The 16,628-nt window shown below is 71.2% G+C and carries 15 protein-coding genes; 7 read left to right on the forward strand and 8 right to left on the reverse strand.

Annotation, left to right across the window (positions count from 1 at the left end; all coding sequences use genetic code 11):
* Positions 1–43: 43 nt before the first annotated feature.
* The 4 genes from ACFU7D_RS11335 to ACFU7D_RS11350 all read right to left on the reverse strand — a co-directional run bounded on the left by ACFU7D_RS11335 (position 44) and on the right by ACFU7D_RS11350 (position 6,403).
* The gene (locus ACFU7D_RS11335; RefSeq protein ID WP_378867055.1) at positions 44–3,016 is read right to left on the reverse strand and encodes an AAA family ATPase; all 2,973 of its coding nucleotides are present in this window, start codon (positions 3,014–3,016) and stop codon (positions 44–46) included.
* A gap of 17 nt (positions 3,017–3,033) precedes the next feature.
* Positions 3,034–3,174, reverse strand: a complete 141-nt coding sequence (locus ACFU7D_RS11340) for a hypothetical protein (protein WP_378730552.1) — start codon at positions 3,172–3,174, stop codon at positions 3,034–3,036.
* Between the two features lie 90 nt (positions 3,175–3,264).
* Entirely contained in the window at positions 3,265–6,174 is a 2,910-nt protein-coding gene (locus ACFU7D_RS11345) for an AAA family ATPase (protein ID WP_378867058.1), read from the reverse strand.
* 106 nt (positions 6,175–6,280) lie between these two features.
* A complete protein-coding gene (locus ACFU7D_RS11350) occupies positions 6,281–6,403 on the reverse strand; it encodes a hypothetical protein (protein WP_357339889.1) in 123 nt (40 codons plus the stop codon).
* Positions 6,404–6,580: 177 nt separating this feature from the next.
* Between ACFU7D_RS11350 and ACFU7D_RS11355 the strand changes: the two genes are divergently transcribed.
* Entirely contained in the window at positions 6,581–7,177 is a 597-nt protein-coding gene (locus tag ACFU7D_RS11355; protein WP_378867061.1) for a nitroreductase family protein, read from the forward strand.
* Positions 7,178–7,312: 135 nt separating this feature from the next.
* Here ACFU7D_RS11355 and ACFU7D_RS11360 read toward each other — a convergent pair whose 3' ends face one another.
* Complete coding sequence (locus ACFU7D_RS11360) at positions 7,313–8,194, reverse strand: SDR family NAD(P)-dependent oxidoreductase (protein ID WP_378867064.1); 882 nt, start codon at positions 8,192–8,194, stop codon at positions 7,313–7,315.
* Positions 8,195–8,344: 150 nt separating this feature from the next.
* On the opposite strand from ACFU7D_RS11360, the gene ACFU7D_RS11365 reads away from it, so the two are divergent.
* Complete coding sequence (locus tag ACFU7D_RS11365) at positions 8,345–8,773, forward strand: peptidoglycan-binding protein (RefSeq protein WP_378867067.1); 429 nt, start codon at positions 8,345–8,347, stop codon at positions 8,771–8,773.
* 19 nt (positions 8,774–8,792) lie between these two features.
* Here the strand turns inward: ACFU7D_RS11365 and ACFU7D_RS11370 are convergent, their stop codons facing one another.
* Both ACFU7D_RS11370 and ACFU7D_RS11375 read right to left on the reverse strand, forming a co-directional pair.
* Positions 8,793–9,323, reverse strand: a complete 531-nt coding sequence (locus ACFU7D_RS11370) for a dihydrofolate reductase family protein (protein WP_378867070.1) — start codon at positions 9,321–9,323, stop codon at positions 8,793–8,795.
* Entirely contained in the window at positions 9,323–9,988 is a 666-nt protein-coding gene (locus tag ACFU7D_RS11375; protein WP_378867072.1) for a dihydrofolate reductase family protein, read from the reverse strand. Before ACFU7D_RS11375 ends, ACFU7D_RS11370 begins: the two co-directional genes overlap by 1 nt.
* Before the next feature lie 109 nt (positions 9,989–10,097).
* On the opposite strand from ACFU7D_RS11375, the gene ACFU7D_RS11380 reads away from it, so the two are divergent.
* Complete coding sequence (locus tag ACFU7D_RS11380; RefSeq protein WP_378867075.1) at positions 10,098–10,586, forward strand: winged helix-turn-helix transcriptional regulator; 489 nt, start codon at positions 10,098–10,100, stop codon at positions 10,584–10,586.
* A gap of 9 nt (positions 10,587–10,595) precedes the next feature.
* Here ACFU7D_RS11380 and ACFU7D_RS11385 read toward each other — a convergent pair whose 3' ends face one another.
* The gene (locus ACFU7D_RS11385) at positions 10,596–11,744 is read right to left on the reverse strand and encodes a GTPase family protein (RefSeq protein ID WP_378867078.1); all 1,149 of its coding nucleotides are present in this window, start codon (positions 11,742–11,744) and stop codon (positions 10,596–10,598) included.
* A 73-nt stretch (positions 11,745–11,817) separates the two neighbouring features.
* Here ACFU7D_RS11385 and ACFU7D_RS11390 point away from each other — a divergent pair, with 73 nt between their 5' ends.
* From ACFU7D_RS11390 to ACFU7D_RS11405, 4 genes are read left to right on the forward strand one after another with little or no spacing between them, the layout of a single operon-like run.
* On the forward strand, positions 11,818–13,107 hold the full coding sequence (locus tag ACFU7D_RS11390; protein ID WP_378867081.1) for a C39 family peptidase: 1,290 nt from the start codon (positions 11,818–11,820) through the stop codon (positions 13,105–13,107).
* Between the two features lie 53 nt (positions 13,108–13,160).
* Complete coding sequence (locus ACFU7D_RS11395; protein ID WP_378867084.1) at positions 13,161–14,465, forward strand: M20/M25/M40 family metallo-hydrolase; 1,305 nt, start codon at positions 13,161–13,163, stop codon at positions 14,463–14,465.
* Entirely contained in the window at positions 14,462–15,901 is a 1,440-nt protein-coding gene (locus tag ACFU7D_RS11400; protein ID WP_378867087.1) for an MFS transporter, read from the forward strand. Before ACFU7D_RS11395 ends, ACFU7D_RS11400 begins: the two co-directional genes overlap by 4 nt.
* Positions 15,902–15,927: 26 nt before the next feature.
* Positions 15,928–16,455, forward strand: coding sequence for a DUF1992 domain-containing protein (locus ACFU7D_RS11405; RefSeq protein ID WP_378867089.1), 528 nt, complete (start codon positions 15,928–15,930; stop codon positions 16,453–16,455).
* The last annotated feature ends 173 nt before the right edge of the window (positions 16,456–16,628 follow it).

Raw genomic sequence — 16,628 nt, forward strand, 5'->3', positions numbered from 1 at the left:
ATGGTGACAATTCAGCCACACGTTCTGGCCGAGCACCACAGGTTCAGCTGATCAGCTGCTGGCGGCGGGCGATGGCGGCCGCCTCCGTGCGGCTTCCGGCGCCCAGCTTCCCGAGGATGTTGGAGACGTGCACGGAGACCGTCTTCGTGGAGATGAACAGCTGTTTGCCGATCTCGCCGTTGCTGCGTCCCGCAGCCACCAGCGTCAGGATCTCGCTCTCCCGCGGCGTCAGGGACGTCGACGTCGCCTGCTGCTGCTTGACCGCCGTCGCACCGAGCGACCTCAGCTCGTCGAGCAACGGCTGCAGCCCGAGCCGCTTCGCGGTCTCCCGGGCCTTGTCGGCGGTCACCCGCGAGCGGGCCACGTCGCCCGTCGCCCGCTGGATGGCGGCGTACGTCGTCCTGACGGCGGCCAGCCCCGGGACGTCGCCATAGGCCTCGACCTGCTGCTCGGCACGCTCCCACGCTGCCAGCAGCGACTCCTGGGGCGGGGCGTCGATGCCGGCCAGCCAGTGGACGCGGAGCACCTCCGCCTCCAGCCGGGCGGTCCAGGCCCGTCCCTCCGGCCCCCACTCCCCGGGCTCGTACTGCGCGACCACCTGCTCGCCGTCGCTGTGCAGCTCGTCGACGATCTCGACCAGCGCAGGCCACCGCGCCGCCGGCAGCGAGGGCAGCATCTGGGCGATCCCGGAGGCGGCGACGACCGCCAGTCGCACCCGGCCGCCGAACCATTCGGTCCAGAACTGAGAGAGGGTCTCGACCGCGTCCGTGTAGACCCTGAGCACTCCCTCGGCGTCGCCGGCACGGGCCATCGCGGTCATCTCCACGATCGAGCCGTTGAGGGCGATCAGCCCCTCCTGGGTCCAGAACGGGCGCAGCGCCTTGGCGTCCTCCCCGACCGATGCGCCCTGCGCCTGCTCCATGATCATCCGGAGCGAGTCGAGGAGCGCGACCGGGACCGGCGGCGCGTCGGGCAGGTTGCCACCGGCGAGCGCGAGCGCCTCGTCCCACTCCCCCAGGACCATCTGGATCCGGACGATGTCGGCGCGGGCCGCGGCGGTGTAGGGCGACCACTGCAGGGACTCACCACCGGCCTCGTCGATCACCGCCCGGAACCACCGCAGACCCTCGTCGTAGTCACCGGCCTCGTCGTAGGAACGGCCGAGCGCGAACAGCCCGCGGCTGACCGCGTACGTCGACCCGACCTGCCGCGCCTCGTCGATCGTCTCGCGCAGCACCTGGCGGAAGCCCTCGACCTTGTCGCCGGCGGCACGACCGGTGCGGACCTTGAGCATCGACAGGCTGGTGGCCATGTCGGAGGCCAGCTTGGAGAGGCTGTGCCGTTCGGCGATCTCGATGCCCTCGAGACCGATCGCCTCGGCCTCATCGCTGCGGCGGAAGGCGACCAGGGTCCGGGTGCGCACGGCCAGGACGGCGCAGCGGGCCTTGGGCTCGGCGTCGGCGGGGAGCGCGAGCATCGCGTCGTGGGAGTGGGTGAGCGGGTCGCCGTTCTCCATGGCGAGGGCCGCCTCGGCCCGGGTCGCCAGCAGCAGCGCCCGACCGACCGACGGCCCGACCGGGATGGCGTCGAGCCGCTCGGCCAGGATCGCGTCGGCGCGCGAGGGCAGTCCGGCGAGGATGAGCGTGTCGGCGGCGCGCTCGTAGACCCGGTCCAGGTTGACCGCCGCCGCCTTGGCGACCTTCGGGTCGGCGGCGAGGCCGAGCGCCTTCTCGTAGTGGTGGGCCGCCTCGCCCACACCACTGACGCTGCGGGCCTCCTCGGCCGCCGCGATGCGAGCCCGCAGTGCGGTGGAGAGGTCGCCGGCGTGCTTGGCGTGCAGCGCGAGCTCGGCGGCGGCGCCCAGCCCGGGCGTCTCCTTCAGCACCTCGGCGAACCGGGCGTGCAGGCGCACCCGCTCACCGGGCAGCAGGTCGTCGTAGACCGCCTCGGCGAGCAGCGCGTGGCGGAACGTGTAGCGCGAGCCGGTCGGCTCGAGCACCTTCTGCTCGACCGCGGTGCGCAGCGCGTCGTCGAGCTCGTCGGTCTTCATCTCGGTCACCGCGGCGAGCAGCTCGTGGGTGACCCGGCGCCCGGCGATGCTCGCGGTGCGGACCACGCTGCGGGCGGAGCCGTCGAGCCGGTCCAGCCGCACCAGCAGCAGGTCGGCGAGGTCGACCGGGAGGTCCTCGTCGCAGCCGGCCTGCACCAGCTCCTCGACGAAGAAGGCGTTGCCCTCGGCGCGGCGTACGACCCGTTCGGCGTCGACCTTGCCGGGGGCCAGCTCATGGACCAGCAGCCGGACCGAGTCGTCGGAGAGCGGCTCGAGCACGATCCGCTCGACGTCGGGCAGCCGGCCCCACTCGCCGACCTGGCGGCGCAGCGGGTGGCGACGGTGGATGTCGTCGGCGCGGTAGGACGCGACCATCGCGACCGGGCCGACGTAGGGCCGGGTGAAGAGGTAGGTCAGCAGGTCGCGGGTGGACTGGTCGGCCCAGTGCGTGTCCTCGACCACGACCAGCAGCGGCGCCTTCTCGGCGGCCGCCTCGAAGAGGGTGTGGACGGCGTCGAAGAGCTGTCCGCGGTCGGTCCCGGTCGGGGCGGCGCCCGGGTTCGCGCCCATCACGCGACGGACGGGCCGCAGCCTGGCGAGCGCCGGATAGTCGGCCGCCACCCGCTCGACGACGTCGGGAAGGTCGGCGACGATGCGGTCGAGGATCTCCGAGAACGGCATGTACGCCACCGCGCTCTCGCCGAAGTCGACGCAATGTCCCGCGTGCACCTGCCAGCCGTCGGTCACCGCACGGTCGCGCAGCGCGGTGAGCAGCCGGGTCTTGCCGACGCCGGCGTCACCGGCGAGCAGGACGTGCTGGCGGCCGGCCTCGGCGGTCGCCCCGTCAGAGACGACCCCGAGCAGACCGGTGAGAGCCTGCAACTCGGGGTCGCGACCAACAAACGACCGAGCACTTTGCGCCATGTCCCCTATCATCGCGCCTCCGGGCACGGGTTTCTCCCGCATTACCGTCCTCCGAGGACTCAGTTGTGTATCGAGTCCATCCGGCGGGGACGGCGGCGCCGCACCTGGCGGGCGAGACGGTCGGCCGCGGTCGCGTTCCGAATGCTCTGCCGGCGGTAGGCCAGCTCGGCGTCGTAGCTGATCTGGTTGCTGTAAGTCATGCATCCAGACTCGGCTCCTGAGGTAGTGCCACGCATGAGGCGCCTGCCTTAGGCGTACGTCAGAGGTGCCTCATTCGGCCGTGATCCGCGTCACTCCACGAGCCCCCGACGGCGTCCGATGGCCGCTGCCTCGGTGCGGCCGGAGGCGCCGAGCTTGGCCAGGATGTTGGAGACGTGGACCGAGACGGTCTTGGTCGAGATGAACAGCTGCTTGCCGATCTCGCCGTTGCTCCGCCCGGCCGCGACCAGAGCGAGGATCTCGCTCTCCCGGGCAGTGAGCTGGCCCGAGGGACCGGCCGTCGAGCGCTGCGGGGTGGTGCCGAGAGTGAGCAGGTGGTCGAGGAGCGGTTGGGCACCGAGCAGCTTCGCCGCGGCCCTGGCCCGGTCAGCCAGCTCTCGAGCCCCGGCGGTGTCGCCCCCGGCCCGGAGGATCTCGGCGAGCCGGACCCGCGACCAGGCGAGCTCGTGGACGTGCGGGTAGGCCTCGAAAGCGGCCACGGTCTCCCGCCACGCCTCGACGAGGTCGTCCTGCTCAGGCACGGAGATGCCGGCCAGCCAGTGGGCACGGAGCCCCTCGGCCCGCAGCCGCGCCGACCACGCCTGCCCCTCCAGCCCCCAGGGCTGCTCCGTCTCGACGGGCCGGGTGCCCGCCTCCAGGATGCGGTCCACCTGCGCCATCACCTGCGGGCGCGCACCGACGGGAAGGTCCGGGACGGCCGAGCCGATCGCACCGACGGCGATCGCCGCGAGCCTGGCGTGGGCCCCGAACCACTTTCCCCAGCCGGTGGCGAGGGCCGCGACGCCGGCGCCGTAGGCCTCGATCGCCCCGTCGATGTCGCCACGACCTGCGGCAGCCCTGATCTCCACCGGCGCCGACTCGCTGGCGGTTGCCACCTCCTGCTTCCACGACGGCCGCAGTCGCCGTGCCTCCGTGCCGAGATCGGCGCCGCGGGCCTGCTCGATCATCAGCCGCTTGGACTCCAGCCACGGCCACAGTGCCGGCGGGATGCCGTACGCGTCGGTCAGGGCGAGCGCGTCGTCCCACCGGCCGGCGGTGTGGAGATAGTCGAGCCAGGCGATCCGGGCGTCGAACGAGTACGGCGCCCATGGGACGCCTCGCTCCACGCCGAGCTCGAAGGCACTGCGGTAGGTCTCACCGGCCTCGTCGAGCCGGCCGGCGGCGTCGAGAGCGAAGCCGAGCTGGATCCGCCCACGCAACTCCGGATGGAGCGCGCCGACCTTGGCAGCCCTGGCCACGGCCTGGCGCAGCGGCTCGATCCAGACCTGCGGCGGGCGACCCCACGACCCGGCCAGCGTCACGGCCACCTCCGCGGCGAGCCCGGTGCGGCCGAGCTCCTCGGCCAGCGCCAACGCCTCCCGGCCCGCCTTCTCGGCGTCGTCGTGGCGGCGGGCGATCATCAGCTCCCGAGCGTACGCAGCCAGGAGCCGCGCCCGCACCAGCGGCGGGGCGTCGTCGGGAAGCTCCGCGATCGCCGACTCGGCGAGCTCCCCCACCCGGACGTCGTTGACGTAGGCGAAGCTGGTCTCGATCTCGACCGTCATCAGCTGTGCGCGCCACAGCCCGGGCGCGTCGGCCGGGAGCGATTCCCGCTGCTCACGGGCCAGTTTCCCGGCACGGTCGGCGTGCCCGGCGGCGACCATCGCATCGCTCGCCTTGACCACCAGATCGACGAGTCGCTGGGTGTCCTGATCCGAGCCGGCGCGGCCGGCGAGCAGGGCGATCGCCTGCTGGTAGTGCTGCGAGGCCTCGTCGGGACCACCGGTGGCAGCCGCCTCGTCACCGGCCGCGATCCCCGCGGTCAGCGCGGTCTCGTGGTCGCCGGCCAGGCGAGCATGGCGGGCGAGACCAGCCGCACTGCCGGTGGTGAGGTCGCCGCTCAGCGCCTCGACGTAGCGCTGATGGAGCCGGACCCGCTCGCCCGGGAGCAGGTCGTCGTAGACGGCCTCGCCGAGCAGGGCGTGCCGGAAGACGTAGTAGCCGTCCTCGCGCGGCACCAGGATCGCGCGCTCGATCGCCTGCCTCAGCCCGGCGTCGAGGGTGGGCCGGTCGAGACCGGCGACGGCATCGAGGAGCTCGTCGCTGACGTCGCGCCCGGCGGCGCTGGCGGTGTCGACGACCTCGCGCGCGGTCGCGTCGAGCTGCTCCAGCCGGATCAGGAGCAGGTCGGCGAGGTCCCAGGGCAGCTCGTCAGCGCCGGCGGCCTGCACCAGCTCCTCGACGAAGAACGCGTTGCCGTCTGCGCGGCGTACGACGCTCTCGACGTCGAACCCGGCACCCGGATCACCGGCGAGCTCGCCGACCAGGACGCGTACGTCATCGTCCGAGAGCCGCCCGAGGTGGAACCGCTCGACCGAAGGCAGCCGGGTCCACTCGGCGAGCTGGCGGCGCAGCGGGTGGCGGCGGTGGAGGTCGTCGGCGCGGTAGGAGGCGAGGATCGTGACCGGGCCGTCGAACGGCCGGGTGAAGAGGAAGGTCAGCAGGTCACGGGTGGACTGGTCGGCCCAGTGGGTGTCCTCGACCACGACCAGCAGCGGCGCCTTCTCGGCCGCGCGCTCCAGCAGCGCGTGGATCGCGGCGAAGAGGTTGCCCCGGTCGAGCGCCTCCTGGACGGCGGTGTCAGCCCCGCCGAGCGCACGGGCCACGGGAGCCATCCGCAGGAGCGCCGGATGTACGTCGGCGACCTGCGCGACCACCTCGGGCAGCGCGGTGGTGATGTTGTCGAGGATCTCGGTGAAGGGCAGGTACGCCTCGGCGCTGTCGCCGAAGTCGAGGCAGTGCCCGACCAGCACCTGCCTGCCGTCGGCGGCCGCCCGGCCGCGGAGCTCGCGCAGGATCCGGGTCTTCCCCACACCGGCGTCACCGGCGAGAAGGACGTGCCTGCCCCTGCCCGACGGCGCGGCGCCGTCCAGCCCGACCAGCCCGACCAGCGTCTCCAGGTCGGCTTCACGTCCGACCAGCCTCTCGGCACTCTGCGCCATGGGCGCAATCATCGCGCCTCCTGGCAACCCCGGACGTGAAACAACGCCGAGCCGGATCTCTCCTGCTCGGCGTTGCTGGTCGGGACTGCCGCTGTGCGCCCGCATCTCAGCGGGTGCGGTTGCGTCGCGTCTGACGAGCCTCGGTGGCCCGCTGGCGCTTGGCCAGGTCCTTCTGGATCTGCTGGCGGCGGTACTTGACCTCTGCTTCGTAACCTACGGTGGTGTACATCTCGATCTCCTGCTGGTCTGTCCTGCTGGGGTGTCCTGCTGACATCGAGAAGACTCCTCCGCTGAGGTAGGCACCCGGATCGGTCGGGCGCCCTACTTCCCGCCCTATTTCTGACCTGGGCGCCTTACTTCCCGACCTAGGGCACGCGCTCCGCGCCTTAGACGGGACACTGGGCCTATGGAGTTCTCCGAGGTCGTACGTCGCCGCAAGATGGTCCGCAACTACACCGCCGATCCCGTGGACCCGGCGGTGATCGACAAGATCCTGCACAACGCCACCCGGGCGCCGTCGGCGGGCTTCTCCCAGGGCTGGGGGTTCCTCGTGCTCGACACCCCCGAGGACGTACGCAGCTACTGGGAGGCGACGGCCGACGTGTCCGAGCCCGACTCCTGGCTCACCGGGATGATGACCGCGCCGGTGATCGTGATCCCGTGCTCCTCCAAGGACGCCTACCTGGACCGCTACGCGCAGCCCGACAAGGGCTGGACCGACCGCGACGAGGCGCACTGGCCGATGCCGTTCTGGCACATGGACACCGCGATGGCGACCATGCTGATCCTGCAGACCGTGGTCGACGAGGGCCTCGGCGCGCTCTACTTCGGCATCCCGCCCGAGTCCGACGCCGCGGTCCGCAAGTCGTTCGACATCCCCGACGCCTTCGACCCGATCGGTGCCGTCACCATCGGCCACCCCGCCACCGGCGGCGCCAAGGGCTCCCCCACCCGCCGCAAGCGCACGCCGCTCGAGGACGTCGTCCACCGCGGCCGCTGGTGACCTGTCAGTCCTCGTCGGTCGAGCCGCGAGCGCTAGCGAGCGTGTCGAGACCAACACGTTCACCTCCGCGCTCGATCTCAACGTGTTGGTCTCGACACGCCTCCGCCTAGCGGCTCCGGCGGCTCGACCGACGGGTCATCTCCCGCCACGTGCGGCCGCAGAGTCCGGCGTACGCAGGTGGGAGACCGCCATCGCGAGATCGGCCAGCCGCGGGGTGACGATGTTGAGGACCTCGAAGACCGAGCCGAAGGCGCCGTCGACCGTCACCGGTCGGTCCTCGAGCGCGCGGACGACGCGCTCGGCGCACTCCTCGGGGCTCTCGCCGCGACCTTCGTACTCTGCGGTCGGCGCGATCATCGGCGTCCGCACGATCGCGACGCGCATGTTGGTGCAGGTCACGTTGTCGAAGTAGGCCTCGCGGCTCAGGATCCGGCCGAAGACGTCGAGGGCGGTCTTCGCGGCGATGTAGGCGGCGAACTTCGGGGCCTTGATCTGGTTGCCCCAGGTGACGATGTTGACCACGTGGCCGAACCGCTGGGCGCGCATCGCCGGCAGCAGGCCCATCGTGAGCCGGACCGCGCCGAAGTAGTTCACCGCCATCATCCGCTCGAAGTCGTGGAAGCGGTCGTGGGTCAGCTCCAGCGACCGCCGGATCGACCGGCCCGCGTTGTTGACCAGGTAGTCGACCGCCCCGTGCTCGGCCAGCAGCTGCTCCACCAGCGCGTCGATCGAGTCACCGTCGGTCATGTCGACGAGGTAGGTCGACGCCTGCCCGCCCACGTCCTCGATGGTCTTCCGCACCCGCTCGAGCTCCTCGGCCCGGCGTGCGGCGAGGAGCACGTGCGCGCCACGTCGGGCCGCGGCGTACGCCGTCGCCTCACCGATCCCCGAGCTGGCGCCGGTGACCAGCACGGTGCGGCCGGCGAGCGGGCTCGGACCACCGGTCACGGCCCGGATCGTGCGCGCCATCCGGGCGCGCGGCGTCTGCAGGAGCGGAAGCGAGAACAGGCTGACCACCCCCGCACCCTAGTGGCCCCTGACTCGGGCTCGTTTCCGCGGATTCGTTGGGTGCCGACGCGGGGGGAGGCATCTAGCGTGACGCGTCGAGACGTCGGCGCGAAGCCCACGCCCCCGCACGATCACCCCCGCAAGCATCCAGGAGAGAACATGTCAGCAACCAGCATCGTCCCGCGCACGTGGAAGCGGCGGCTCGCCGGCATCGTCTCCGCAACCCTCATCGCGATCACCGGCGCGGCCGTCACCGGCATCGCTGCCCCGAGCCCGGCTCACGCCGCGACCTGCACGTCGTACAACTACTCCTACGGCGGCAACGGCACCTGCGTCAGCTACATCCAGACGCTGCTCAACTGGCAGCCCGGCGTCAACCTGGCGGTGGACGGCGCGTACGGCAACCTGACGCGGCAGGCCGTGATCAACCGGCAGACGTCGTGGCGCTACTGGGACTCCTCGGTGGCGGTGGACGGCATCGTCGGCCCCAGGACCTGGGCCTACCTCTGCTCGCCGTACTACTACGGCACCGGCCCGGCGCAGTCCTACCCCTTCGCCGTCGCTCGCGCGGCCGGTTGCCGGGTCTGATTCCGCGAACCCCGGAGCGTCACGGACGCACCGGGGCGTAGCGGAGGTCGACCTCCAGGTGCGGATCGTCGCCGATCAGGTTGTGCAGCTTGATCGGCTCACCGCCCGGGTTGTCGTAGAGGCGGATGCCGTCGCCCAGCAGGACCGGCGCGACGTGCAGCTCGATCTGGTCGATCAGGCCCCGTTCGAGGAGCTGGCGGCCGATGTCGGCGGAATGGACCTCGACGTTCTTCCCGTCGGCCGCCTCGACCGCGATCCGCAGCGCCTCCCCGACGTCGCAGCTGAGAAAGGTGACGTGCTCCTGCGGCCGGGCGTCCTCGGGGTGGTGGGTGAGGATGAAGACCGGGCCCTGCCAGTCGCCGTAGGGCATCGCGTCAGGGTAGGCGTCGTGCCCGTTGCGGCCGCCCAGGACGGCGCCGAGATGTGAGGAGTACGCCTCGACGACCCCGGGCTTCCCGGTGACATCGCTCAGCCACGCCATCCCCGGCTCGGTCCCGTCGATGAAGCCGTCGAGCGACATCGAGAAGTGCCACAGCACCTTGCCGCTCATCACGCAACCTGCGTCCGGTCGAAGGTGACGTGGGTGACGCCGCTCGGCGTCGTGGTCGACGCCACCTCGTAGCCGTCCTCCAGCGCCTCCAACCCCTCCCACAGCCGTACGCCACGGCCCAGGATGATCGGGACGACCGCGACGTGCAGGTGGTCGACGAGGCCGGCCGCCAGGAAGTCCCGGAGCGAGGACGGGCCGCCGCCGATGCGTACGTCCTGACCGGCGGCCGCCTCCTGCGCCTCGGCCAGCACCTCCTCGATGGGCGCGTTGCGGAAGTGGAAGACGGTGCCGCCCTTCATCTCGATCGACTCCCGTGGCTGGTGGGTCAGGACGTAGGTGGGTGTGTGGAACGGCGGCTCCTCGCCCCACCAGCCGCGCCAGTCGGCGTCCTCCTGCCATCCCGGCGGACCGAACTTGCCGGCGCCCATGATCTCGGCGCCGATCCCCTCCCAGGAACGGGCTGCGAAGGCGTCGTCGGGCTCGGAGGCCGGGTCGACCTCCATCCGCTCCCGGTGCCCGGTCGCGCCCTGGAAGGTCCTGGTCGGGAAGAACCACTCCATCAGCCGCATACCGGCGTGGCCGAACGGCGCCTCCAGGCTCTGACCGTCGCCGGTGGCGAAGCCGTCCAGCGAGACGCCGATGGTGTGAGCACGTACGCGTGACATGTCGATCTCCCTCGATTCAGAGTGATTGCACTTTGCAATCACTAGCGTCGAGAGTAGACTTACCGATTGCAGATTGCAACCACTATTTCCGAGTGGCAGGAGACGCCCAGTGAGCGAGCCCAGATCGGGGTGCCCGATCAACGCAGCCGTGGAGGTCTTCGGGGACCCCTGGTCGGTGATCGTGCTGCGCGACGTGATGTTCGGGAACCGTCGCCACTTCCGCGAGCTGCTCGGCAGCTCCGAGGAGGGCATCGCCTCCAACATCCTCAGCAGCCGGCTGAAGAAGCTCGTCGAGGGCGGGCTGCTGACCAAGGAGCAGGCCGGCCGCGGCCAGAAGGCGGCCTACGCACTGACCGAGGCAGGCATCCAGACCCTGCCGATCATGGTCGCGCTCGGCAACTGGGGCCTCGCCCACCGCGACGGCACCCGGCAGCTCCGGGTCCGGGCCGAGCTGCTGCGCGATGCCGGTCCCGGGATGGTGGCGTCCTTCATGGACGAGCTCCGCGAGCTCCATCTGGGCACACCGCGGCCCGACCCGACCGCCCCGCGGGCGAGCGAGCAGCTCGCTGCGGCGTACGAAGCGGCGATGGCCGGGTGAGCTGCCGCCTCACTTCTCCTTGGCGTGCAGCTTCAGCTTGGAGATCTGGTTCTTCAGCTCATCGAGGAAGAGCGACCGGATGCTCTCGGTGTCGAGGGCGCCGTTGACGCCGCGCAGCTTGCCCTCACCGAGCTTGACGCAGACGGTCGACCAGGCCGCGCCGATGGCCGCGGTGAAGCCGGCCGCGACGGTGGCGTTGATCGCCCCGCCGCCGACGGTGCCGAAACCGGGGATGAACTTGAGCAGGTTGCCGGCCACGGAGCGGCCTGCCTGGGTGGCCGCCGCGGTGGCCGCGATCGAGGCCATGGCGGCCTTGTCCACCTCGATGCCGTAGATCGCCGAGATGCGCGCCATCATCCCGAGCTGGATCGGCACCAGGACGACCGCGTCGGAGAACGGGATCGGGGTGGCGCCGGCCGCCCCGGCCGCGGTCGCGGCACCCGCGATCACGGTGTTCGCCTGCTCCTGCTTCCGCTTGAGATCCACCCTCTGCGCCGCGATGAGGGCCTCCTCGACGCCTGCAGGCGCGCATCGAAAGGTGGCATCAACAAGTTCCTGCAGGCCGTGGACCTGCTGGCCCGAGAAGTCGTCGGCCTTGGCGTTGGTCAGGTAGACCCGGGCGCCGTGCACGGGCAGCCCGCGCGCGTCGATCTGCTGGGCGAACTCGACCGCGTCCGGGTGAAAGGCACCGGTCGGCGAGGTCGGCACCTGTGTCATCACGAGCACGACCGGTAGCCCCAGGTCGGCGAGCTTCTGGATGAACGCGGCCTCGGTGTCCTCGAAGCGGCGGTCGGCGAAACGTACGGCATACCAGGCGACGTGGATCTGCTCGGACTGCGGCTTGCGGCGCCGCTCGGAGATCAGCTTGGCCAGATCCTTGATCACCCGGTCGCCCTCGACGCCGATCTCCAGGCCCTGGGTGTCGAGCAGCCCGAAGAACCCGCTGGTGTGCAGGTAGAGCGTCGACTCCTTCGTCACCGGCTCGCCGATCCCGGTCTTGGCCACGTCCGCCCCGAAGACCGCGTTGACCAGCGTCGACTTGCCGACTCCAGTCTTGCCGAAGACGGCGAGGTTGAACCGGCCGATCTCCTTGGCCGACTCGGAGTATCGCTTGTGGAACTCGTCCTTGAACCAGCCGTCGGATGCGAAGTTGTTCACGTCGACCAAGAATGCCAGTCGCCACCGACGAATTGTCGTGGCCGCGCGCTTCGGGGAGGAATAGCGTTCCGACATGAGCCCACGGTCTCGCCTCGCGTACGTTGCCGCCCTCGCCGCCTCGACCATCCTGGTCCTGCCCACGACTCCGGTCCACGCGGCCGAGCCCGGGACCCAGCCGACCGATATCACCCTCACCCGGTGGAACAGCATCGAAGACTTCGCGAAGGGCAGGTCGAGCAACCTGCGCCCGGACCGTCACGGCACCCTCCGGATCGGCCGCGGCAGCGAGACGACGGCCTACGCCGACCCCTTCGGCGACGGCACCGCCAAGACCTACGAGTTCGGCACCTGGACCTCGCCCGTGGTCAAGACCGGCTACGCGATCGACGAGTCGGTCACCTCGTGGGACGTCGACACGCCGACCGGCACCTGGGCCGAGATCCGGTTCCGCGGCCGGAAGGCGGACGGCACCTGGACGAAGTGGTTCGTGATGGGTCGCTGGACGGCCGGCGACGACTTCGCGGCCGGCGACATCCACCGCACCTCCGTCGAGGGACAGAGCGACACCGACGCGGCGCTCTACACCGACACGTACGTCGCCCGGACCGGCAAGGAGCCCGAAGCGTTCCAGACCAGGGTCACCCTGCTGCGCCCCGAGGGCGCGAGCGTCTCCCCCAGTCTGCGAACGGTCTCGACGCTGACGAACGAATACCTGCCCGACTCCGCCTACCCCGGCACCAGCACGTCGACGCTCGACGACGCGATCGACCTCGGTGTGCCGCCGTTCAGCCAGAACATCCACCGCGGCGAATACCCGGAGTTCGGCGGCGGCGGTCAGGTCTGGTGCTCACCGACCTCGACGACGATGGTGCAGTACCACTGGGGCCACGAGGTCCCGGCGAGCGAGCTGGAGGGCATCGAGGCCCCCAACGGCGACCCGCAGGTCGCCTACGCCGCGATCAACACCTGGGACTACGCCTACGAGGGCGCCGGCAACTGGCCGTTCAACACCGCCTACGCCGGCCGGTGGGGCCTGGACGGGGCCGTGACCAGGCTGCGGTCGCTGGCCGAGGCCGAGACCCTGGTGGCCGCCGGCTTCCCGCTGGTCGTCTCCGCCAACTGGGAGCTCGAGGAGATGCCGGAGGCGGGCTACGGCACCGACGGCCACCTGCTCGTCATCGGCGGCTTCACCGCCGAGGGCGACCCGATCGTCTACGACGCCAACCACCCCTCCAACGACGAGGTGCGCAACGTCTATACCCGCGAGAACTTCGAGCGGGTGTGGCAGACCTCGACCGACGGGATCACCTATGTCATCCACCCGCGCGACGTGAGGCTGCCCGGGAGCGCCACAAACTGGTGACGGACTCGCCGTCAGGGTCATCCCGGACACCCTGGTGGGGTTAGGTTTCGACCATGACACTCGACCCCGTCGCCGCTCTTCAGGCCGCACTTCGGGCCCCGACCGTCAACGACGGCTCGGGTGCGGAGAAGAAGGCGTTCGCGCAGCTCCACGAGGCGCTGCGCGAGCACTTCCCGCTGCTGCACGCGACCCTCGACCTCACCCCGGTCGGCGAGCACGGTCTTCTCTTCCGCTGGCCCGGCGCCTCCGCCGAGAAGCCGGTCGTGCTGATGGCCCACCAGGACGTCGTCCCGATCGCGGGTGAATGGACCCACGACCCGTTCGGAGGCGAGATCGTCGACGGGGTGATCCACGGGCGCGGCACGCTCGACGACAAGGGTCAGCTCGTGGCGATCTGCGCCGCGGTCGAGGGACTCCTCGCGGACGGGTTCGAGCCGGCGTACGACGTGTGGCTCTCCTTCGGCTCCGACGAGGAGACGACCGGCGCGGCTGCACGGGCGGCCGTCGAGGAGCTCCGGACGCAGGGGGTCGAGCCCTGGTTCGTGCTCGACGAGGGCGGCGCGGTCGCGTTCGACGCCTTCCCGGGCGTCACGGCGCCGGTCGGGGTCGTCGGCGTCGCCGAGAAGGGCACCACCGACGTTCGCCTCACGGTGACCGGCGACGGCGGCCACTCCTCCACCCCACGCCAGAACGGGCCGACCGCGCGGCTGGCCCGCGCGGTCACCCGGCTCGACCGGATGTCGATGCCGGTGCAGCTGCCCACGCCGACCGTCGAGATGTTCGAGCAGATCGCGCCGTACGCCGCCAGGCCCCTGCGTCCGGTCCTGGCCAACGCGGGGAAGCTGGCGCCGGCGCTGGCCCGGCTGCTGACCCGGCTGGGGCCCGAGCCCGCCGCGCTGGTCCGCACCACCGTCGCGATCACGACGCTCGAGGGCAGTCCGGCGGCCAACGTCATCGCCTCGGCCGCCTCGGCCGGGGTCAACCTGCGGATCATGATCGGCGAGACGGTCGCCGAGGTCGTCGAGCGGCTGCGGGCCGCGATCGGCGACAAGCAGGTCCAGATCGAGGTCGTACGCGCCGGCGAGCCGTCGCCGGTCTCCCCGCGCGACGAGGCGTTCTCGCTGATCACCGACGCCATCACGGAGGTCTTCCCGGAGGCGGTGCCGGCTCCCTACACCGTCATGGCCGCGACCGACTCGCGCTTCTTCTACGAGATCAGCGACCGGGTCTACCGGTTCGCACCGTTCCGGATGACCGCTGCCCAGCGCGCCACCATCCACGCCGCCGACGAGAACATCAGGGTCGATGACTACCTCGACGGGATCCGCTTCTACCGAAGGTTGATCGAGTCACTGTGACCACCGAACGTCAGCGCACCGGCCTCGAGCAGGCCGCGCGCGGAATCTGGGTGATCGTCGGCTTCCTGGTGGCCGTCGAGTTCGCCAGCGGCATCCTGCAGGGCTACTACACCCCGATCTTCTCCGATCTCGCCGACCATCTCGGCGTCTCCGACGCCGATCTCAACTGGCTCGAGGCCGGGCAGCTGATCGTCTCCGCGCTGTGCGTGCCGCCGCTCGCCCGGCTCGGCGACCTGATCGGTCACAAGAAGGTCCTCCTGCTGGCGACCGGCATCACCGCGCTCGCCACCTGGTGGACAGTGGTCGCCCCCGACTTCGGCTCGTTCCTGGTCGCCTGGTCGATCCAGGGCGCCTACGTCATCTGGCTGCCGCTCGAGGTCGCCATCGTCCACAAGCGCACCGGTGGCGACACCGCCCTGACCCGTCGGGCCGCCGGTGTCCTCGTCGGCGCGCTGCAGCTCTCGGTGATCATCGGCGCGGTCGCCGCCGGCGCGCTCGTCGGAGTGCTCCCGATGACCGCGATCCTGGCCTTCCCCGCCGTGGCCGTGACCGCTGTCTTCGTCGTCATCGCCGTCGGCATCGAGCCCGACTCCGGCACCAGCGGCGGCGCCTTCGACTGGCTCGGCCTGGCGGTGCTGACCCTCGTGCTCGGCCTGGTCATGGCGGGCCTGGTCGGCGTACGCGTCCTCGGCGCCGGGTCTCTCCTCGCCTGGGGTCTGGTGGTCCTGGGGCTGCTCACGCTGGTCCCGTTCTGGCGCATCGAGACCGCGTTGGACGGTGGCGGCAGGACCGAGCCGCTGATCGACGTACGGCTGCTGGCCTCGCGCGGGCAGTGGCCGATCCAGCTGACCGCCTTCCTGTTCGGGATGTCGGTGCTGGGTGCGCAGATCCCGCTGTCGACCTTCGCGCGCACCTCACCCGAGGAGGCCGGCTTCGGGCTGGGCGCCGACGCGTCGTTCGTGTCGCTGCTGATCGCGGAGTACGTCATCGCGATGGCCGTCTCCGCCTTCACCTTGCCGCTGTGGGCGCGGTTCCTCGGGCCGGTGCGGGCCCAGGCGGTCGCCTGCTTCCTCGTCGCCACGGGCTACCTGATGTGGCTGCCGTTCCATGACTCCACCGGGCAGGGACTCCTCAACATGGCCGTTGTCGGCCTCGGCTCGGGCGCACTGGTGGGCTCGCTGCCGGCCGCCGCCGCCGCGGCCGCGCCGGCCTCCCGCACCGCCTTCGCGACCGGCATGACCAACGCCACCAAGACCGTCGGCGGTGCCATCGCCTCCGCGGTCTTCGCGATCGCGCTCGCCGCGGACGGGTCGATCTCCGGCGAGGCGCACGCCCCGCTGTCGGGCTATCTGACCGTCTGGGCGGTGTGCGGTGTCACGGCCCTCGTCGCCGGGCTGCTGCTCCTTCTGCCCCGGAGCGCAACCGACGCTGGGTAAACTCGTCTCCTCCGGAGGTGATCGACATGCCCGAGAGCGAGGAGCGGCCCGAGGCGCCCACGCCGCAGCTCGACGCCGCCGCGAGCAAGGCGGCAGCAGCAGCGCGGATGGCCGACCAGACCAAGTGGGTCGACCTGCAGGTGCAGGAGGCGATCCAGCGCGGCGAGTTCGACAACCTGCCCGGTGCCGGCAAGCCGATCAAGAACCTCGACCGCGACCACGATCCCGACTGGTGGGTCAAGCAGCTCGTCGAGCGCGAGCAGATCGTCGTGCTTCCCCGGTCGGTCCAGCTCCGCAAGGACGACGCCGAGCTCGACGGTCTCCTCGACACCCAGACCACCGAGGACGGCGCCCGCAGGATCGTCGAGGAGTTCAACGAGCGTGTCATCGCGGCCCGCTACGGACCCCCCGAGGGACCGCCCCTGATCACCATGACCCGCGACGTCGAGGCAACCCTGGACGCCTGGCGCGAGCGTCGCGCCGCTCGGGTGGAGGCGGCCAAGAACGCACGTCGCGAGCAGCCGCCGCGGAGACGGCGCTGGTGGCGGCGCTGAGCAGAAGCACCCGTCAAAGACTTCGGTCAGCGACTGTTGTTCGTGGCTGGTCTGGGCCGCCGACCCTGTCCTCGAGTGTTTCTCGACCTGCCCCGGAGTCAAGGACGGCCTGCGGCCGCCGGCTTCGCCGGCCGCTTCGCGGTCCTTGACACCGGACCATGTCGAGAAAGATT

The sequence above is a fragment of the Nocardioides sp. NPDC057577 genome (genome assembly GCF_042801335.1).
Classification (GTDB): Bacteria; Actinomycetota; Actinomycetes; order Propionibacteriales; family Nocardioidaceae; genus Nocardioides.